Raw genomic sequence first — 17,288 nt, 5'->3', positions numbered from 1 at the left:
CGTGTGCCGCTGTGGGGGGGTGGGGGGGGGGGGGTGGTCGGGGGTCGTGTTGTTCGCCCTATTGGGGGGGGGGGGGGGCCCGTTCGGTGCCCGCCCGCCTTCTCGCGCCCTCGCCGCACGGTCGTCTTCCGGCCGTCCGGTCGTGAGTGCGGCCGTCCGGTCGTCAGTACGGCCAGATCGGCGGGTGCGTCGTGAAGTGACCGCCCAGGTGGGCGTGGTCCGGGTTGGCCGGGTCGAGCTCGCCCTGTTCGGCGATGAGCTTCTCGGCGTACGGCTCGGAGTCGTCCCGCGGCTCGTAGCCCAGCGCCCGGGCCGTCGAGAGGTCCCACCACAGGCGGGTGTTGGCGGAGGAGCCGTAGACGACCGTGTGCCGTACGTCCTCGGCGGTCAGCGCCGCGTGGAAGAGGCGGGCGCCGTCCTCGGGGCTCATCCAGACGGAGAGCATGCGCACGCTGGTGGGCTCCGCGAAGCAGGAGCCGATGCGGACCGAGACCGTCTCCAGGCCGTGCTTGTCCCAGTAGAACTGCGCCAGGTCCTCGCCGAAGGACTTGGAGAGCCCGTAGAAGGTGTCCGGGCGGCGCGGGGTGTCGATCGGGATCAGGGCGCTGTCGTCGAAGGGGGCCTCGCCCCGGGGGCGCGGGGTGAAGCCGACGGCGTGGTTGGAGGAGGCGAAGACGATCCGTCGTACGCCCTCTTCGCGCGCCGCCTCGTACAGGTTGTACGTTCCCTCGATGTTCGCCTTGAGGATCTTGTCGAAGGAGGCTTCCAGGGAGATGCCCGCGAGGTGGATGACCGCGTCGACGCCCCGCACGGCCTCGCGCAGGGCGGCCTTGTCCGCGAGGTCCGCGGTGAGCGCGTCCGGCTCGCCCTCGACGGGCAGCAGGTCGAGGAGGCGCAGCTGGTAGCCGTAGTCCGGCAGCAGCCCCCGCATCAGGGTGCCGAGTCCGCCGGCGGCGCCGGTGAGCAGAACGGTGCGGGGAGCGGGCATGCGGGTGTCTCCTCACGGCCACGTGAGTGGCCGTATTCGTGTACGGCATTCACATCCATGGACACGCTAAGGAGCGCCGACCTGCTCCGTCAAGTGTCGCGCGGAGGTGGCGAATCCGCTGCTGTGTCGCGGGTGTGCGCGCTTGACCGGCCCCAAGGTCGCGCTTTAGCGTGGTGGCGTTCAGAAATATGGACATGGATCAGAAACATGCACCGGCTGTTGTGTGCGTGAGCACCTGCCCCAGGGAGAGTCCGTGACGTCAGCCCCCCTTGCCGCTCGGCTCAGCATCCCCAGCGGGCCGCTGTTCTTCCCCGTCACGGCGTACGGCCCCGACGGTGCCCTCGATCTCGACATCTACCGCGCGCACGTGCGACGCGGCGTCGAGGCCGGTGCCGCCGCCGTCTTCGCCTGCTGCGGCACCGGGGAGTTCCACGCGCTCACGCCCGAGGAGTTCCAGGAGTGCGTGCGGGCGGCCGTGGAGGAGACGGCCGGGCGGGTTCCGGTCGTCGCGGGCGCCGGGTACGGGACCGCGCTCGCCGTACGGTTCGCACGCCTCGCCGAGGAGGCCGGGGCCGACGCGCTGCTCGCGATGCCGCCGTATCTGGTGGTGGCGGGGCAGGAGGGGCTCCTGCGGCACTACCGGGAACTCGCCGCCGCCACCTCGCTGGACATCGTGGTCTACCAGCGCGACAACGCCGTGTTCACGCCCGAGACCGTGGTCGAACTCGCGCGCACCGAGGGGATCATCGGTTTCAAGGACGGGGTGGGCGACCTCGACCTGATGCAGCGGATCGTGAGCGCGGTGCGCAGTGAGGTCCCCGGTGACTTCCTGTACTTCAACGGGCTGCCGACCGCCGAACTGACGGGGCTCGCGTACCGGGGCATCGGCATCACGTTGTACTCGTCGGCGGTCTTCTGCTTCGCACCCGAGATCGCCCTGGCGTTCCACGCGGCGCTCGACGCGGGCGACGACGAGACGGCGAACCGGCTGCTGGACGGCTTCTACCGCCCCTTCGTCGACCTGCGGGCCCAGGGCCGCGGATACGCGGTCTCCCTGGTCAAGGCGGGGGTGCGGCTGCGGGGGCTGGACGTGGGTGAGGTACGGCCGCCGCTGCACGAGCCGACCGAGGACCATGTGAAGCAGCTCGCGCAGCTGATCGAGCGCGGGTATGCGCTGCTGGAGCCGCGCGAAGGACCTGAGGAGCCTGAGGGAGAAGGACGGCTGGGGGAGGGCGAGTGAAGGCGTCCGCCTTCGTCTATCCGTGGGACGTCGTCGGGGATCCGGGGGCGGCCGAGCGGATCGCCGGACTCGGGGTGCGGCAGGTGACGCTCGCCTCCGCGTACCACTCCACGCGGGCGCTGACCCCTCGCCACCCCCGGCACCGGATCGTGACGGCCTCGCACGCCGCCGTCCTGTACCCCGTCGACGACGCACGGTGGGAGGGGCGCGCGCTGCGGCCGTACGCCGCCGGGGAGTGGGCGCCCGGGGACGCGTACGGGGAGGCGGCCGGGGCGCTCGCGGAGGCCGGGCTGGACGTCCACACATGGGTGGTCCTCGCGCACAACTCCCGGATGGGTGCAGAGCATCCGTCCACCTCCGTCGTCAACGCCTACGGGGACCGCTATGCGTGGGCGCCGTGCATCGCGCAGGCCGACACGCGGGCGTACCTCGTCGACCTCGCAGTGGAGGCGGCGGTGCGGCCCGGGGCGCCGGGTACGGAGCTGGAGTCGCTCGGCTGGTACGGCCTCACGCATCTGCACGCCCACGACAAGATCGGCGGGGTGGTGCTCGGGGACGCCGGGCAGTACCTGATGTCGCTCTGCTTCTGCGCGGCCTGCCGGGAGGGGTACGGGGGATGCGGGCTCGACACGGATGACCTGGCGTCGGCCGTCCGGGAGGCGCTGGAGCCGGTGTGGCGCGGGGACGTGCCGTCGGACGGCGGCTGGCCGGCGGTCGAGAAGCTGCTCGGGGGCGAGACGGCGGCCGCCACGCGCGCGTGGCGTGAGGGTGTGGCCCGTTCGCTCCAGGAGACGACGGTCGCGGCGGTTCGGGCGGCCGCGCCGGCCGGCTTCCAGGTGTTGCTGCACGCCGATCCCGTGTCGTACCACTGCGGGGCGAACGCCGGGGTCGATCCCGGGCACATTCTGTCCGTCGCGGACGGGGTGGTGGTGCCGTGCACCGGTGGAGTGGGCACGCTGACGGCGTTCGCGGAACAGGGGCGGGACGCGGCCGTACTGGCCGCCAACTTCACGGTCGTGTCAGGGATGGGAGGCAGTCCGGGCACGTTGGCGGAGGACGCGGCTCGGGCGGCTTCGGCGGGCGCGACCGAACTGCGGCTCTATCACGCGGGGTTGGCCTCGGACGGGGATCTGGACGCCGTGCGGGCGGTGTTGACGGGGCCGGCCTGAGCCCAGACCCGGAGGGGTGCGTTTTCTAGTGCCGCGGCAGGCAACGTTTGCCCGTCAAGGAGCGGCGTCCGGTGCGTGCTCTCGGCGTGCCGGCCGGAAGTCCTCGTACTGGACGTACTTGGGCTTTCGGCCGGTGCGGCGAGAGTGCGTGCCGGGCGTCGCGACGGGGCGAACGTTGCCTGTTGCGGCACTAGGTGCGGGTGAGCGGGGGCAGCGTCAGGAGGCGGGCCAGCCCGAGGGCCAGGAGCAGCGGCCGGTAGTCGACCAGTTCGATCAGGCCCGCGCCGACGGCCAGCCCGAGCGCGTTCGGGGCGTACATCAGGGTGTTCGCGGTGGCGGAGGTGCGGCCGAGGAGCGGGGCCGGAGTCTCGCGCTGGACGGCGGTGTACGCGGCGATCAGGACGCAGGGGAGGCCGAAGCCGATCCCTGCGCCGCAGACCAGGGCCACCGCGTCGGACGGGACCGCGCGCAGGGCGACCGCGACCGCCGTGAGGGCGATGCCGTACGCGGCGAAGCGACGCTCGCCCAGTCGGCGGAGCAGGGGACCCGAGACCAGGCCGATCAGCACCGAGCCGGCGCCTTGGGCGACGTAGAGGAGGCCGACGTACGCGGGGGAGTGGCCAAGACCCTCGGCGACGGCGTAGACCGTGGCGCCGTTGACGCCCGCGAAGAGCATGGTCGTGGCGGCGGCCAGGATCAGTGGCCGGAGTTCCGGGTGATGCCGGATGTGGCGGATGCCCGCGGCGGTCCGCGCCCGCCAGGCCGAGGGGTCCGGGACGGGCGGGGCCTCGCGGACCCGCAGCAGCGCGTACAGCCCGGCCGCGAGGGCGAACGTCACGGCGTCCAGGACGGCCACCCGCGCACCGCCGTACGCCGCGTACAGGCCCGCCCCGGTCAGCGGAGCCAGGAGCTTCATGCCCTCGCCCGCCGTCATGCGCAGGCCGTTGAAGTCGCCGAGGAGGTGCCTGTCGACAGCCGTGGCCATGAGCGCCGACTCCGCCGCGTCATGGACGACGCCCGCCGCCCCGTAGAGCAAAAGCACCGTGAAGAGGATCCACAGGTCCTCCCGGGTGGTCACGGCCGACAGCGTCGGCAGGAGCGCGGCCAGGGCCAGGTTCAGGGCGATCAGGAGCGGCCGGCGGCGGATGCGGTCCGCGAGCACGCCGAGGACGGGGCCGACGAGCGTGGGGGCCCAGAGGGCGAACACGCACAGGGCCGCCAGACCGTTCGAGCCCGTCAGGTCCTTGACCCAGATGCCCGACACCAGCCACATCGCCGACGAGCCGAAGCCCGAGACCACCACTCCGGCCAGGTACAACCCCGCGTTGCGGTCACCCAGCACACGCGTCACCGTCCATGTCATGACAGGTGATCGTGGTTCTGAGGAGGGCGGTCGGGGATCGGGCATCCGACCTATTTCCTCGGCCGGGAGCGATTCTCCTCGGCCGGGAGCGATGAGTTCCGGGCGCCGTCTCGGTCTGTCTCCGGAGTGGAGTCACAGATGAGCCGACGAGCTGAAGAGCTCAAGCGCCGGGGAGCAGCGGATGACGGACGACCGGACTTTCGACACCTTCGACCTCGGGCCGCAGGCCCTGATCGTGGCGCGCCTCGCGGCGGGGATGACGCAGGAGCAGCTCGACCTCGCCACGCCCTGTCCCGGGCTCGCGGTGCACCACATGCTCGGGCATCTGGGCGGACTGGCCGGCGCCTTCCGTGACGCCGGGCGCAAGGACCTCGGCGTCACGACCGACACCAACCCCGGTTCCGTGGTGCCGGACATCGGGCCCGACTGGCGCGCGGCCCTGCCGAAGGCGCTCGACGAGCTCGCCGAGGCCTGGCGCGACCCGGCCGCGTGGACCGGCGTGACCCGTGCCGGCGGGGTGACGCTGCCGGGCGCGGTCGCCGGGGCCGTGGCCGCCGACGAGCTGGTGGTGCACGGCTGGGACCTGGCCCGGGCCACCGGCCAGGAGTACGAGCCCGACGAGGTCGCGTTGCGGGCGGCGTACGGCTTCCTCGCCGCCGCGGCCGAGAAATCCGGTCCGGGCGAGGGCGCGTTCGGCCCCGTGGTGCCGGTGCCCGACGATGCGCCCCTCCTCGACCGCGTGATCGGCCTGAGCGGCCGCGACCCCGGCTGGAAGCCGTAGCCCGGCCTTGCCGGAGACCACGGGAGCCTCGCGGCGCGGAAGCGGGGAGCCGTGCGGAGCGAGGTGGGGTGCTGTGCGGAAGTGAAGTTACGTGCGGTGCGCGAGTGCAGTGCCGCGCGGAAGCGGAATGCGGTGCAGTGCGGAAGAGAGGCGCCGGGGCGGAGGCGTCTTGTGGCGCCGAAGCGGGCCCCGGCGCCTTCGCCATGTTGCACATGCACATCAGCTCTGTCGTGCACGGACCGGCGTGCGGCGTGCCCACCCCGTCCGCGCCCCGACGACCTGCCCCCGTCGGTCACTCCAACTTCTTTTGCCGGAAGCGTTGACGAAACACGGCTGCGCTCCTACCTTCAACGCGTCGTACTTCGTACGTCATATATGAGACGCGATACACGAGATCAGATACAGATCCGAGAGGCGCGCATGACCTCTGTGCCCATTCCGATCCCGTCCCGCACGCAGTTCGTGCTGGAGGGGATCAAACACCGCATCCTCACCGGGCAGTTGACCCCGGGACAGGCCCTGGTCGAGACCGAGCTCGCCGCACAGTTCGGGGTGTCGAAGACGCCCGTGCGTGAGGCGCTGAAGACCCTGGCCGGTACCGGACTCGTCGTGATGAACCAGTACAAGGGCGTCACGGTGCGCATGGTGGACGCGGACATGGCGCGCGAGGTGTACGACGTGCGGCTGCTGCTGGAGCCGGAGGCGCTGCGGCGGACCGTACGGCGCGAGGCGTCGCTCGACGCCGCGCGCGACGCGCTGACCCGCGCCGACGACGCCTCCGACACCGCCGAACGCTCGCTCGCCAACCGGGAGTTCCACCGCGCCCTGTACGTCTCCTGCGGCAACCCGCTGCTCGGCCGGATGCTCGACGAAGTGCGTGACCAGGCCGCTCTCGTGTCGGCGGTCGCCTGGGCCGCGGACCCGTCCTGGGAGCGCGAGGCCAGCGAGCACCGGGAGATCCTGCGTCTCGCCCTCGACGGTGACTCCGACGGCGCGGCCCGTGCGCTGCACGCCCACATCGAGTCGTTCGTGCGACGGGCCTTCCCCGCGGCCCAGGAAGAGGTTGGACAGGAATGACAGCGACGTACGAGACCCAGCGGGCGGCGCTCGCCGAGGTCGTGGCGATCCCCGTGACCCCCTTCGCGGAGGACGGCACGATCGACCGCGACACCCACCGGGCCCTGCTGCGTCGGCTGCTCGACGGCGGCGTCCGTACCCTCACCCCGAACGGCAACACCGGTGAGTTCTACGCCCTGACCCCCGAAGAGCGGCAGCTCGTCACCGAGTTGACGATCGACGAGGCCGGCGACCGTGCCACCGTCCTGGTCGGCGTCGGACACGACGTGCCGACCGCCATCGCCTCCGCCCGGCACGCCCGGGAGCTCGGGGCGCAGATGGTGATGGTCCATCAGCCCGTGCACCCCTACGTCTCGGAAGGCGGCTGGGTCGACTACCACCGGGCCATCGCCGAGGCCGTGCCGGAACTGGGCGTCGTGCCCTATATCCGAAACCCGGTGCTGCCCGGCGCCCGGCTCGTCGACCTCGCCGACGTCTGCCCGAATGTGATCGGCGTGAAGTACGCCGTCCCGGACGCGGCCCGCTTCGCCGCCTTCGCCCGGGACGCGGGGCTCGACCGGTTCGTATGGGTCGCGGGCCTCGCCGAACCGTACGCCCCGTCGTACTTCTCGGCCGGTGCCACGGGCTTCACCTCGGGCCTCGTGAACATCGCCCCGGCCGTCTCCCTGAACATGATCGAAGCCCTCCGGGCCGGTGACTACCCGGCCGCCATGAAGGTCTGGGAGCAGATCCGCCGCTTCGAGGAGCTGCGCGCGGCGAACACCTCCGCCAACAACGTCACCGTGGTCAAGGAGGCCCTCGCCTCGCTCGGCCTGTGCCGCCGCGAGGTCCGACCGCCGAGCAGGGAGCTGCCCGACTCCGAGCGCGCGGAAGTCGCCGCCATCGCCGCGGGGTGGTCCATATGAGCCAGGGAGGAAAGGAGCCGAAGCGCCCCGAGGAGCTCCGGAGCCATCAGTGGTACGGCAGCGGCGTCTCGTCGGGTCTGCGCTCCTTCAGCCACCGGGCCCGCACCCGCCAGCTCGGCTACCTTCCCGAGGAGCACCTCGGCAAGCCGGTCATCGCGATCCTGAACACCTGGTCCGACATCAACCCCTGTCACGTCCATCTGCGCGACCGCGCGCAGGCCGTGAAGCGGGGGGTGTGGCAGGCCGGGGGCTTCCCGCTCGAATTCCCGGTCTCCACCCTCAGTGAGACCTTCCAGAAGCCGACCCCGATGCTCTACCGCAACCTGCTGGCGATGGAGACCGAGGAACTGCTGCGCTCGTATCCCGTCGACGGCGCGGTACTGATGGGCGGCTGCGACAAGTCCACGCCCGCCCTGCTCATGGGCGCCGCGTCCGTCGACCTGCCGGCGGTCTTCGTGCCCGCCGGACCGATGCTGCCCGGTCACTGGCGGGGCGAGGTCCTCGGTTCCGGCACCGACATGTGGAAGTACTGGGACGACAAGCGCGCCGGACTCATCGGCGACTGCGAGATGACCGAGCTGGAGAGCGGGCTCGCGCGGTCGCCGGGGCACTGCATGACCATGGGTACGGCGTCCACGCTGACGGCCGCCGCCGAGGCGCTCGGGGTGACCGTGCCCGGCGCGTCCAGCATCCCCGCCGTCGACTCCGGGCACGACCGGATGGCGGCCGCGGCGGGCCTGAGGATCGTCGAACTCGTCCGTCAGGACCGGAAGCTGTCCGGCATCCTCACCGCGGACGCGTTCGAGGACGCGGTGACGACCGTCCTCGGGCTCGGCGGCTCCACCAACGCCGTGATCCATCTGATCGCCATGGCGGGCCGCGCGGGTGTCACGCTCACGCTCGACGACTTCGACCGCATCGCGCGGACCGTGCCGGTGCTCGCGAACGTCCGGCCCGGCGGCCAGAAGTACCTCATGGAGGACTTCCACTTCGCCGGCGGTCTGCCCGGGTTCCTCTCGCGGATCACCGATCTGCTGCACCTGGACCGGCCGACGGTGTCGTACGACAGCATGCGTGAGCAGCTGGCCGGCGCCCAGGTGCACGACGACGACGTCATCCGCACCCGGCACAACCCGGTCGCGGCCGAGGGGGGAGTCGCCGTACTGCGCGGCAACCTCTGCCCCGACGGAGCCGTCATCAAGCACATCGCCGCCGAGCCGCACCTGCTCAAGCACACCGGTCCCGCGGTCGTCTTCGACGACTACAAGACCATGCAGCGGACCATCAACGACCCGTCGCTCGGCATCACGGCGGACAGCGTGCTGGTGCTGCGGGGCTCCGGGCCCAAGGGCGGTCCCGGCATGCCGGAGTACGGGATGCTGCCCATCCCCGACCATCTGCTGAAGCAGGGGGTACGGGACATGGTGCGGATCTCCGACGCCCGGATGAGCGGCACGAGTTACGGCGCCTGTGTGCTGCACGTGGCGCCCGAGTCGCACATCGGCGGACCGCTCGCCCTGGTACGCACCGGGGACACGATCACCCTCGACGTCGGGGCACGGTCGCTCCAGCTCAACGTGGACGACGAGGAGTTGGAGCGGCGCAGGGCGGAGTGGACGGCGCCGCCCGAACGGTACGAGCGCGGGTACGGGGCGCTCTACAACGAGCAGATCACCCAGGCGGACACCGGCTGCGACTTCGCGTTCCTGGCCCGGCCGGGGAAGGTGCCGGACCCGTACGCGGGCTGAGCGTGCCCGCGCGGGCCGCCCCTCTTTGAGTCTCACCTGATCGACATCTCGAACAGCAAGCACTGATCAGCAAACAGCAAGCGCTTCACCCATGTGTACGTAGCAAGCGCTTCCTGTCGGTACAGCAAGCGTTCCACGGCACCCGCCAGAACGGAGAACAGTCATGGCCCAAGCCGCAGTCGTGGCGAAACAGCCCGCGCCACCCCGGCGGCGCCGTGGCTCGGCGACGCCCCGCAAGCTCCCGTATCTGCTGATCGCCCCGGCGGGCCTGCTGATGCTGGGCTTCATCGCCTACCCGGTCATCAGCGTCTTCTACTACAGCCTGCAGAACTACAACCCCACCAAACCGTGGCGCAACGGCTTCGCGGGCCTCGACAACTTCACCCACGCCTTCACCAGCGACCCCCAGTTCTGGGACACGCTGACCTTCAGCGCCAAGTGGGTCTTCGTCGAGGTCGGCCTGCAACTGCTCTTCGGGCTCGCGCTCGCGCTGATCGTCAACCAGACCTTCGTCGGACGGGCCGTCGGCCGCGCGCTGGTCTTCTCGCCCTGGGCCGTCTCCGGCGTGCTGACCTCCGCGATCTGGGTGCTGCTCTACAACTCCCAGACCGGCATCACCCGTTACCTGGCCGATGCGGGCATCGGCCAGTACGGCACCAGCTGGCTGTCGGACACCTCCACCGTCTTCCCGGCGGCCGTGGTCGCCGACCTGTGGCGCGGTGTCCCCTTCTTCGCGATTTTGATCCTCGCCGACCTCCAGTCCGTCTCCAAGGACCTGTACGAGGCCGCCGAGGTCGACGGCGCCAGCCGCTTCAAGCAGTTCCTGCACATCACACTGCCGCACCTGAAGGACGCCATCATCCTGTCCACGCTGCTGCGCGCGGTCTGGGAGTTCAACAACGTCGACCTGCTCTACACGCTGACGGGCGGTGGTCCCGCGGGCGAGACGACGACCCTCCCGCTCTACATCGCCAACACCAGCGTCGACGCCCACAACTTCGGCTACGCGTCCGCCCTCACCACGGTCGCGTTCGTGATTCTGCTCTTCTGTTCGGTCGTCTATCTGCGACTGAGCAAGTTCGGAGGCGGGGACAAGTGATCACCAAGGACGCCACGATCAGCGCCCCCACGGCGCCCGCCCCGCTCGCCGAGGAACCCCGGGAGCGCCCGGGGAAGAAACGCCGCGCCTGGGACGAGGTCCCGCGCTGGCACATCTACCTCCCGCTCTCCCTCTACCTCCTCTTCACTCTGATCCCCTTCTACTGGATCCTGCTCTTCGCGCTCCGCCCGGCCGGCTCGACCTCGCTCGTGCCCTGGCCCATGACCTTCGAGCACTTCGACAAGGTGTGGAACGACCGCAGCTTCGGGACCTACTTCCAGAACAGCGTGCTCATCGCCGTCGCCACGCTGGTGATGACGACCCTCGTCGCCCTCGCCGGCGGGTACGCCCTGGCCCGCTTCGACTTCAGGATCAAGCGTGGCTTCATGCTTGCGCTGCTCTGCTCCCAGTTCGTGCCGGGCGCGCTGCTCCTGGTCCCGCTCTTCCAGATCTTCGCCAAGCTCCAGATGATCAACTCGCTGGGCAGCGTCATCATCGCCGAGACGGTCTTCCAGCTGCCGCTGTCGATGATCCTCATCAGCGGGTTCATCAGGAACGTCCCGTACTCGCTCGAAGAGGCCGCCTGGGTCGACGGCTGCGACCGCTTCACCGCCTTCCGGATCGTCGTCCTGCCCCTGCTGCGGCCCGGGCTGATCGCCGTCGGCTCCTTCGCCTTCGTGCACGCCTGGAACCACTTCCTGTTCGCCCTGATGTTCCTCAGCGACCAGAGCAAGCAGACCATCCCCGTCGGCCTCAACACGCTGATGAGCTCCGACAGCGTCGACCTGGGCGCGCTCGCCGCGGGCGGCATCATCGCGGCCGTCCCCGTCGTCATCGTCTTCGCCTTCATCCAGAAGTGGCTGATCACCGGGTTCAGCGCGGGGGCGGTGAAGGGATGAGGGCCGCCGAGGGATTTCCGTCGAGCACGTCCACCGGCCGACTGCCGCTGCCCGTCGTTCTCGCGGGTGCGCGCGGTCACGGCCGTTGGCACCTGGAGAACATCCGTCGGCTCCAGGACAAGGGGCTCGTACGGCTGGCGGGCATCTGCGAGCTGACCCCGCTCAGTGCAGAGGAACTGAACGGGCAAACGGTCGAGCAGTCGGCCGACTTCGGCGCCCTCCTCGACTCCACCGGCGCCGCGATCGCCTTGATCTGCACGCCCATCCCCACCCACACCGACCTGGCGCTGATCGCCGCGGGCAAGGGCGTACACCTGCTGCTGGAGAAGCCGCCCGCGCCGTCGTACGCCGAGTTCCGCCGGATGGCCGACGGGGTGGCCGCGGCCGGGGTCGTCTGCCAGATCGGGTTCCAGTCGCTCGGTTCGCACGCCGTGCCCGCGATCCGGAAGCTGATCGCGCAGGGTGTGATCGGTCAGCTGACCGGGATCGGAGGGGCGGGCGCCTGGGCGCGCGACGAGGCGTACTACCGGCGAGCGCCGTGGGCGGGCAAGCGCCGTCTGAACGGCGTGGACGTGATCGACGGGGCGCTCACCAACCCCCTCGCGCACGCCGTCGCCACCGCCCTGGCGCTCAACGGATCCACCCGCGCCGAGGACGTCACCGCGATCGAGACCGAGCTGCTGCACGCCAACGACATCGAGTCCGACGACACCTCCTGCGTACGGATCACCACCCCGCGGGGCCGGGTCACCGTCGCCGCCACGCTCTGTGCCGAGCGGCCCGGCGAACCGTATGTCCTGGTGCACGGCAGCAGCGGCCGGATCACCTTCTGGTACAAGCAGGACCGGGTGCTGGTGCAGCGGTCCGGGCACGGCCCGGAGGAGATCGAGTACGGCCGCACGGACCTGCTGGAGAACCTGGTCGCGCATCTGACGGAGGGTGCCGGACTGCTGGTCACGCCTGATGCGACGGGTGCCTTCATGAAGGTGGTGGAGGCGATCCGGCAGGCGCCGGACCCGCTCGCGCTGCCCGCCGACGCCTGGGAGCCGCTCCCCGAGGAGAACCGCAGGGTCGTGCCCGGCATCGACGGACTCGTCGCGGCCGCCGCCGACACCCTCGCCCTCTACTCCGAGCTCGGCGCCTCCTGGGCCCGGCCGAACCGGTTCCCGAACCCGACCTCGAAAGACGTTCCGAGCAACGTCCCGAACGAGGCCGCGAACAAGGTGGGAAGCGAGGTGAGCACCCGATGAACCACGCACAGAGCACCGACTCGCTCGTCCTGCGCGTCGCGGGCCGCCCGGTCGGCCGGTACGTCACCCGGCCCGAACTCGCGCCCCGGTTCTCGCCGCGCCCCTACCTCCACCCGGTCACCACCCTGGCCGGCACGGCCGTCACCGAGCTCAGCCCCGCCGACCACACCCACCACCTCGGCGTCGGTGTCGCCGTTCCCGACGTCGAGGGGCACAACTTCTGGGGCGGGCGCACCTACGTCCGCGACCAGGGACCCACCGAACTGGCCAACCACGGCGCCCAGCGGCACTCCGGTTTCCAGCTGCGCGACCCGGACGGCTTCGTGGAGGAGCTGCGCTGGGTGGCCGCGGGCGGCGAGCTGCTGCGCGAGCGCCGTACCGTCGCCGTCACCGAACTCACCGACTCCGCCTGGGCGTTGGACTTCACCTTCTCCCTCACCAACACGACCACCCGCCCCCTCTCGATCGGCAGCCCGGCCACCAACGGGCGGCCCAAAGCGGCCTACGGCGGCTTCTTCTGGCGGGCCCGCAAGGAAGGGCGGGCGCCGCGCGTCTTCACCGCCGACACCGAGGGCGAGGAGGCGGTCCACGGGGCCCCCGCCGACTGGCTCGCCCTCGTGGGCGCGGGCTGGACCCTCGTCTTCGCCGGGGCCACCGCGGCGACCCGCCGCGACCCGTGGTTCGTGCGCACCGCCGAGTACCCGGGCGTCGGATCCTCCCTCGCGCACACCGAACGGCTGCCGATCCCGGCCGGGGAGACGGTCGTACGCCGGGTCGTCACCGTCGTCGCGGACGGCGCCCTCGACAGCAGCGAGGCCGCGGCGCTGGTGCGGAAGGCGGTGAGCCCCTGATGGCGCTGGCCTCCGCAGACCTCGGCGACGGCACCTACCGCAACCCCGTCCTCGACGCCGACTGGTCCGACCCCGACCTCCTGTGCGTGGGCGACGACTTCTACCTCACCGCCTCCAGCTTCGGCCGCGCGCCCGGACTGCCGCTCCTGCACTCCCGCGACCTGGTCAACTGGACGCTCGTCGGACACGCGCTCGGGCTCCTGGAACCCGCGCGGGAATTCAGGAAGCCCCGGCACGACTGCGGTGTGTGGGCCCCGTCCCTGCGGCACCACGACGACCGCTTCTGGATCTTCTGGGGCGACCCCGACCACGGCATCTTCCAGGTCAACGCCCCTGAGATCCGCGGTCCCTGGACCCGGCCGCACCTGGTCAAGGAGGGCAAGGGCCTCATCGACGCCTGCCCGCTGTGGGACGAGGAGACCGGCGAGGCGTATCTCGTGCACGCCTGGGCCAAGTCCCGTTCGGGCGTCAAGAACCGGCTCACCGGCCACCGTATGCGCCCCGACGGCACCGAGCTGCTCGACGAGGGCAAGGTGATCATCGACGGGGACCGGATCCCGGGCTGGTTCACCCTCGAAGGGCCCAAGGCCTACCGGCACGACGGCTGGTTCTGGATCTTCGCACCCGCCGGGGGAGTGGAGACCGGCTGGCAGGGCGCCTTCCGCTCGCGCGGCTTCTTCGGCCCGTACGAGGAGCGGGTGGTGCTGGAGCAGGGGGACACCGAGGTCAACGGCCCCCACCAGGGCGGCTGGGTGCGCACGGGGGCCGGCGAGGACTGGTTCGCGCACTTCCAGCAGCGCGGGCCCTACGGGCGTGTCGTCCATCTCCAGCCGATGCGCTGGGCCGCCGACGGCTGGCCGGTGCTCGGTGACGAGGGCGCCCCCGTCGCCGTACACCGGAAGCCGCGACTGCCGCCCCAGCCGCCCTCCGCGCCCGCCACCGACGACGACTTCCCCGGCGGCCGGTTCGGACGGCAGTGGCAGTGGACCGCCAACCGGCAGGACGGCTGGGCCACCCAGCACTCGGGGGACGGGCTGCGGCTGAGCTGCGTACGGACGGTGGACGCGCACGACCTGCGCAGACTGCCGAACGTCCTCACTCAGCGGTTACCCGGCATTCCCGCCACCGTCGAGGTGGAGCTGCGCCTCGACAGCCAGGAACCGGGGGCACGGGCGGGGCTCGCGGTGCTCGGGGACGCCTTCAGCTGGATCGGGCTCCAGCGGGAGGCGGACGGGTCGGTGCGGCTCGTGCACCGGTTCGCCGAGTCGGTCGCCGAGCGGGAGCGCGACGCCGCACCTCCGCGAGAGGCGCCCGAGGGGCGGGCCCGGCTGTGGATCGAGAGCGGGGCGGGGGCGCGCTGCCGGTTCTCGTACGACGTCGGAGGCGGCCGGCGGTCCTCGGGCCAGGTCTTCGCCGCCACCTCCTGGCGCTGGGTCGGCGCCCTGCTCGGACTTTTCGCACTCGCGCCCGTCGGCGGGGGACACGCCGGCGCGGCCTCGTTCACGCAGTTCCGCATCACCAGTTCCTTCCGCTGACAAGACCACACAACCCCGTTGGATCCAGAAGAAGAGAGCCGATCAATGAAGATCAACATCCACAGAACCGGGCGTGCCGCGACGGTCGTCGCCCTGGGCTCCGTGCTTGCGCTCACCGTCACCGCCTGTGGCGACAACGGCAGCGGAGCGGCGGGCGACAAGGGCACCGAGGGCTCCGGCAAGGGCGAGATCACCTTCTGGGACAACAACGGCGGTGTCCGCACCGACATCTGGAAGCAGATCATCGCGGACTTCGAGAAGAAGTACCCGGACATCAAGGTCAAGTACGTCGGCATCCCGGCGGCGAGCGCCCAGTCGAAGTACGACACCGCCATCCAGGGCGGCGGCCTGCCCGATGTCGGCGGCGTGGGTACCGCGATGCTCGCCGAGGTCGCCGTCCAGGGCGCGCTGGAGCCGCTGGACAGCCGGCTCAAGGGGAGCTCGCTGAACGGCAAGCTGAGCCAGAACCTGCTCGACGTCAGCCGGGCCGCGGGCGGCGGTGACACCCTGTATCAGGTGCCGACCTCCGCCAACAACGGCACGCTCTGGTACCGGACGGACCTGTTCAAGGCGGCGGGACTGGACGCCCCGACCACCTGGTCGAAGTTCTACGACGCCGCCGACAAGCTCACCGACAAGGGCAAGAACAAGTTCGGCTTCACCATCCGGGGCGGCGAGGGGGCCATCGCGCCGGCCCTCGACGCGGTGTACGGCCAGACCGGCATCACCTCGTTCTGGAACGGCGACAGGACCACCGTCAACGACCCGAAGAACGTCGCCGCCCTCGAGAAGTACATCGCCCTGTACAAGAAGGACACCCCGTCCGCCGACGTCAACAACGACTTCACCAAGATGGTCGCCCAGTGGGACAGCGGCACCATCGGCATGCTGAGCCACAACCTCGGCTCCTACCAGGACCACGTGAAGGCGCTGGGCGCGGAGAAGTTCCGCGGCATCCCGAACCCGACGCAGGACGACGGCACCCGCGTGCAGGTGTCCAACCCGGTCGACGGGATGAGCCTGTTCAAGTCCAGCAAGAACAAGGCGGCCGCCTGGAAGTTCGTCGAGTTCGCCCTCTCGGCGGCGGAGAACTCCAAGTTCAACGAGTCCGCGGGACAGGTCCCGGCGAACACCGACGCCGCGAAGGACGCGTGGATCCAGAAGGCCGAGCCCACCAAGCTGGCCGCGGAGGCGCTGAACGGGGCCGGTACCAAGATCGTGCAGCTGCCGTACTACCTGCCGGACTGGAACACGATCTCCAAGTCCGACAACGAGCCGAGCTTCCAGAAGCTGCTGCTCGGGAAGATGAGCGCGAAGCAGTTCCTGGACACGTTGGCCGACCAGTTGAACAAGGCGCAGGCGGACTGGAAGTCGAACCACTAGCTCCGCTGGCTGGGCCGGGTGCGGTCGGTTCGTGGTCTTCGAGGCTGTGTGGCGACCGCGGGCCGGGCGTGGCTGGTCGCGCCCACGCGGCGGAGCCGCACATCGATACAGCCCCGCGCCCCTGAAGACGGGGCGCGGGTCCACCCTCTGCTTGAAAGGCACACCTCTGTGTCCCTCACCCGCAGACAGGTCACCTCGGCGGCTCTTGCCGCCGTTCCGGTCGCCCTTGCGGCAACCGGCATCGCACAAGCCGCCCAGCGTCGCCGCACCCTCTACATCGCCGGTGACTCCACCGCCGCCCAGAAGTACGCCGACGCCGCGCCCGAGACCGGGTGGGGCATGGCGCTTGCGTTCTTTGTGCGGGAGCACCTGGAAGTCTCCAACCACGCCGTGAACGGGCGGAGTTCCAAGAGTTTCGTCGACGAGGGGCGGCTCGACGTCATCCTCGACGTGATCCGGCCCGGAGACTTCCTGCTCATCCAGTTCGGGCACAACGACGAGAAGAGCGCCGACCCGACGCGCTACACCGAGCCCTGGACGACGTACCAGGACTACCTGCGGCAGTACGTCGACGGGGCGCGGGCCCGTGGCGCGCGGCCCGTGCTCGCCACCCCCGTCGAGCGCAGAAAGTTCGACGCGGACGGCAACGCCGTGCCGACCCACGGCGACTACCCGGCGGCGATGCGCGCCCTCGCCGAACAGGAGCGCGTGGCGTTGCTCGACATCCAGGCCCTGTCGATCGCCCTGTGGCAGCGGCTCGGCGTCGAGGAGACCAAGAAGTACTTCAACTGGACCACGACCGAGCAGGACAACACCCACTTCAACCCGCCGGGCGCGATCGCCGTGGCCCGTCTCGTCGCGGCCGAGCTGCTGCACCGCCGGGTGCTGGCGCACCGGGACGTGCGCCGGCTGGACGAGGAAGTCCCCGTGTCCTGGATCACCTGGCCGGACGCGGCCGCGTAATCCCCTTCCACAGAACCTCCGCCAGAAGGAGAGCCGC

15 protein-coding genes are annotated in these 17,288 nt (G+C 70.9%); 13 read left to right on the top strand and 2 right to left on the bottom strand.

Annotation, left to right across the window (positions count from 1 at the left end; translation table 11 throughout):
* Positions 1-163: 163 nt before the first annotated feature.
* Entirely contained in the window at positions 164-988 is an 825-nt protein-coding gene (locus ABZ656_RS28855) for an NAD(P)-dependent oxidoreductase (protein ID WP_101405851.1), read from the bottom strand.
* A 253-nt stretch (positions 989-1,241) separates the two neighbouring features.
* Between ABZ656_RS28855 and ABZ656_RS28850 the strand changes: the two genes are divergently transcribed.
* Entirely contained in the window at positions 1,242-2,228 is a 987-nt protein-coding gene (locus ABZ656_RS28850) for a 5-dehydro-4-deoxyglucarate dehydratase (RefSeq protein WP_101408221.1), read from the top strand.
* The gene (locus ABZ656_RS28845) at positions 2,225-3,397 is read left to right on the top strand and encodes a hypothetical protein (protein WP_101405852.1); all 1,173 of its coding nucleotides are present in this window, start codon (positions 2,225-2,227) and stop codon (positions 3,395-3,397) included. The genes ABZ656_RS28850 and ABZ656_RS28845 overlap by 4 nt, the downstream gene beginning before the upstream one ends.
* A gap of 190 nt (positions 3,398-3,587) precedes the next feature.
* Here the strand turns inward: ABZ656_RS28845 and ABZ656_RS28840 are convergent, their stop codons facing one another.
* Positions 3,588-4,760, bottom strand: a complete 1,173-nt coding sequence (locus tag ABZ656_RS28840) for an MFS transporter (RefSeq protein ID WP_101405853.1) — start codon at positions 4,758-4,760, stop codon at positions 3,588-3,590.
* Positions 4,761-4,941: 181 nt separating this feature from the next.
* On the opposite strand from ABZ656_RS28840, the gene ABZ656_RS28835 reads away from it, so the two are divergent.
* The 11 genes from ABZ656_RS28835 to ABZ656_RS28785 all read left to right on the top strand — a co-directional run bounded on the left by ABZ656_RS28835 (position 4,942) and on the right by ABZ656_RS28785 (position 17,251).
* Positions 4,942-5,541, top strand: coding sequence for a TIGR03086 family metal-binding protein (locus tag ABZ656_RS28835; RefSeq protein WP_360271367.1), 600 nt, complete (start codon positions 4,942-4,944; stop codon positions 5,539-5,541).
* A 420-nt stretch (positions 5,542-5,961) separates the two neighbouring features.
* Positions 5,962-6,618, top strand: coding sequence for a GntR family transcriptional regulator (locus ABZ656_RS28830; protein WP_101405855.1), 657 nt, complete (start codon positions 5,962-5,964; stop codon positions 6,616-6,618).
* Positions 6,615-7,523, top strand: a complete 909-nt coding sequence (locus tag ABZ656_RS28825) for a dihydrodipicolinate synthase family protein (RefSeq protein WP_360271365.1) — start codon at positions 6,615-6,617, stop codon at positions 7,521-7,523. Before ABZ656_RS28830 ends, ABZ656_RS28825 begins: the two co-directional genes overlap by 4 nt.
* Positions 7,520-9,271 carry an L-arabinonate dehydratase gene (araD, locus tag ABZ656_RS28820; protein WP_101405857.1) on the top strand — a complete coding sequence of 584 codons (1,752 nt, stop codon included), beginning with the start codon at positions 7,520-7,522 and terminating at the stop codon, positions 9,269-9,271. Before ABZ656_RS28825 ends, araD begins: the two co-directional genes overlap by 4 nt.
* 163 nt (positions 9,272-9,434) lie before the next feature.
* Complete coding sequence (locus ABZ656_RS28815; protein ID WP_101405858.1) at positions 9,435-10,370, top strand: sugar ABC transporter permease; 936 nt, start codon at positions 9,435-9,437, stop codon at positions 10,368-10,370.
* Positions 10,367-11,269, top strand: coding sequence for a carbohydrate ABC transporter permease (locus ABZ656_RS28810; protein WP_101405859.1), 903 nt, complete (start codon positions 10,367-10,369; stop codon positions 11,267-11,269). Before ABZ656_RS28815 ends, ABZ656_RS28810 begins: the two co-directional genes overlap by 4 nt.
* Positions 11,266-12,519 carry a Gfo/Idh/MocA family oxidoreductase gene (locus ABZ656_RS28805; protein WP_360271363.1) on the top strand — a complete coding sequence of 418 codons (1,254 nt, stop codon included), beginning with the start codon at positions 11,266-11,268 and terminating at the stop codon, positions 12,517-12,519. Before ABZ656_RS28810 ends, ABZ656_RS28805 begins: the two co-directional genes overlap by 4 nt.
* Positions 12,516-13,370, top strand: a complete 855-nt coding sequence (locus tag ABZ656_RS28800) for a PmoA family protein (protein ID WP_360271361.1) — start codon at positions 12,516-12,518, stop codon at positions 13,368-13,370. Before ABZ656_RS28805 ends, ABZ656_RS28800 begins: the two co-directional genes overlap by 4 nt.
* Entirely contained in the window at positions 13,370-14,905 is a 1,536-nt protein-coding gene (locus ABZ656_RS28795) for a family 43 glycosylhydrolase (RefSeq protein WP_360271359.1), read from the top strand. Before ABZ656_RS28800 ends, ABZ656_RS28795 begins: the two co-directional genes overlap by 1 nt.
* A 45-nt stretch (positions 14,906-14,950) precedes the next feature.
* On the top strand, positions 14,951-16,288 hold the full coding sequence (locus tag ABZ656_RS28790; protein WP_360271357.1) for a sugar ABC transporter substrate-binding protein: 1,338 nt from the start codon (positions 14,951-14,953) through the stop codon (positions 16,286-16,288).
* Between the two features lie 168 nt (positions 16,289-16,456).
* A complete protein-coding gene (locus ABZ656_RS28785) occupies positions 16,457-17,251 on the top strand; it encodes a rhamnogalacturonan acetylesterase (RefSeq protein WP_360271355.1) in 795 nt (264 codons plus the stop codon).
* Positions 17,252-17,288: the final 37 nt, after the last annotated feature.

Source organism: Streptomyces sp. NPDC007095, from assembly GCF_040634475.1.
Classification (GTDB): Bacteria; Actinomycetota; Actinomycetes; order Streptomycetales; family Streptomycetaceae; genus Streptomyces.
Note: the sequence above shows the minus strand (reverse complement) of the source record. Positions and strands in the feature narration are given on the sequence as shown.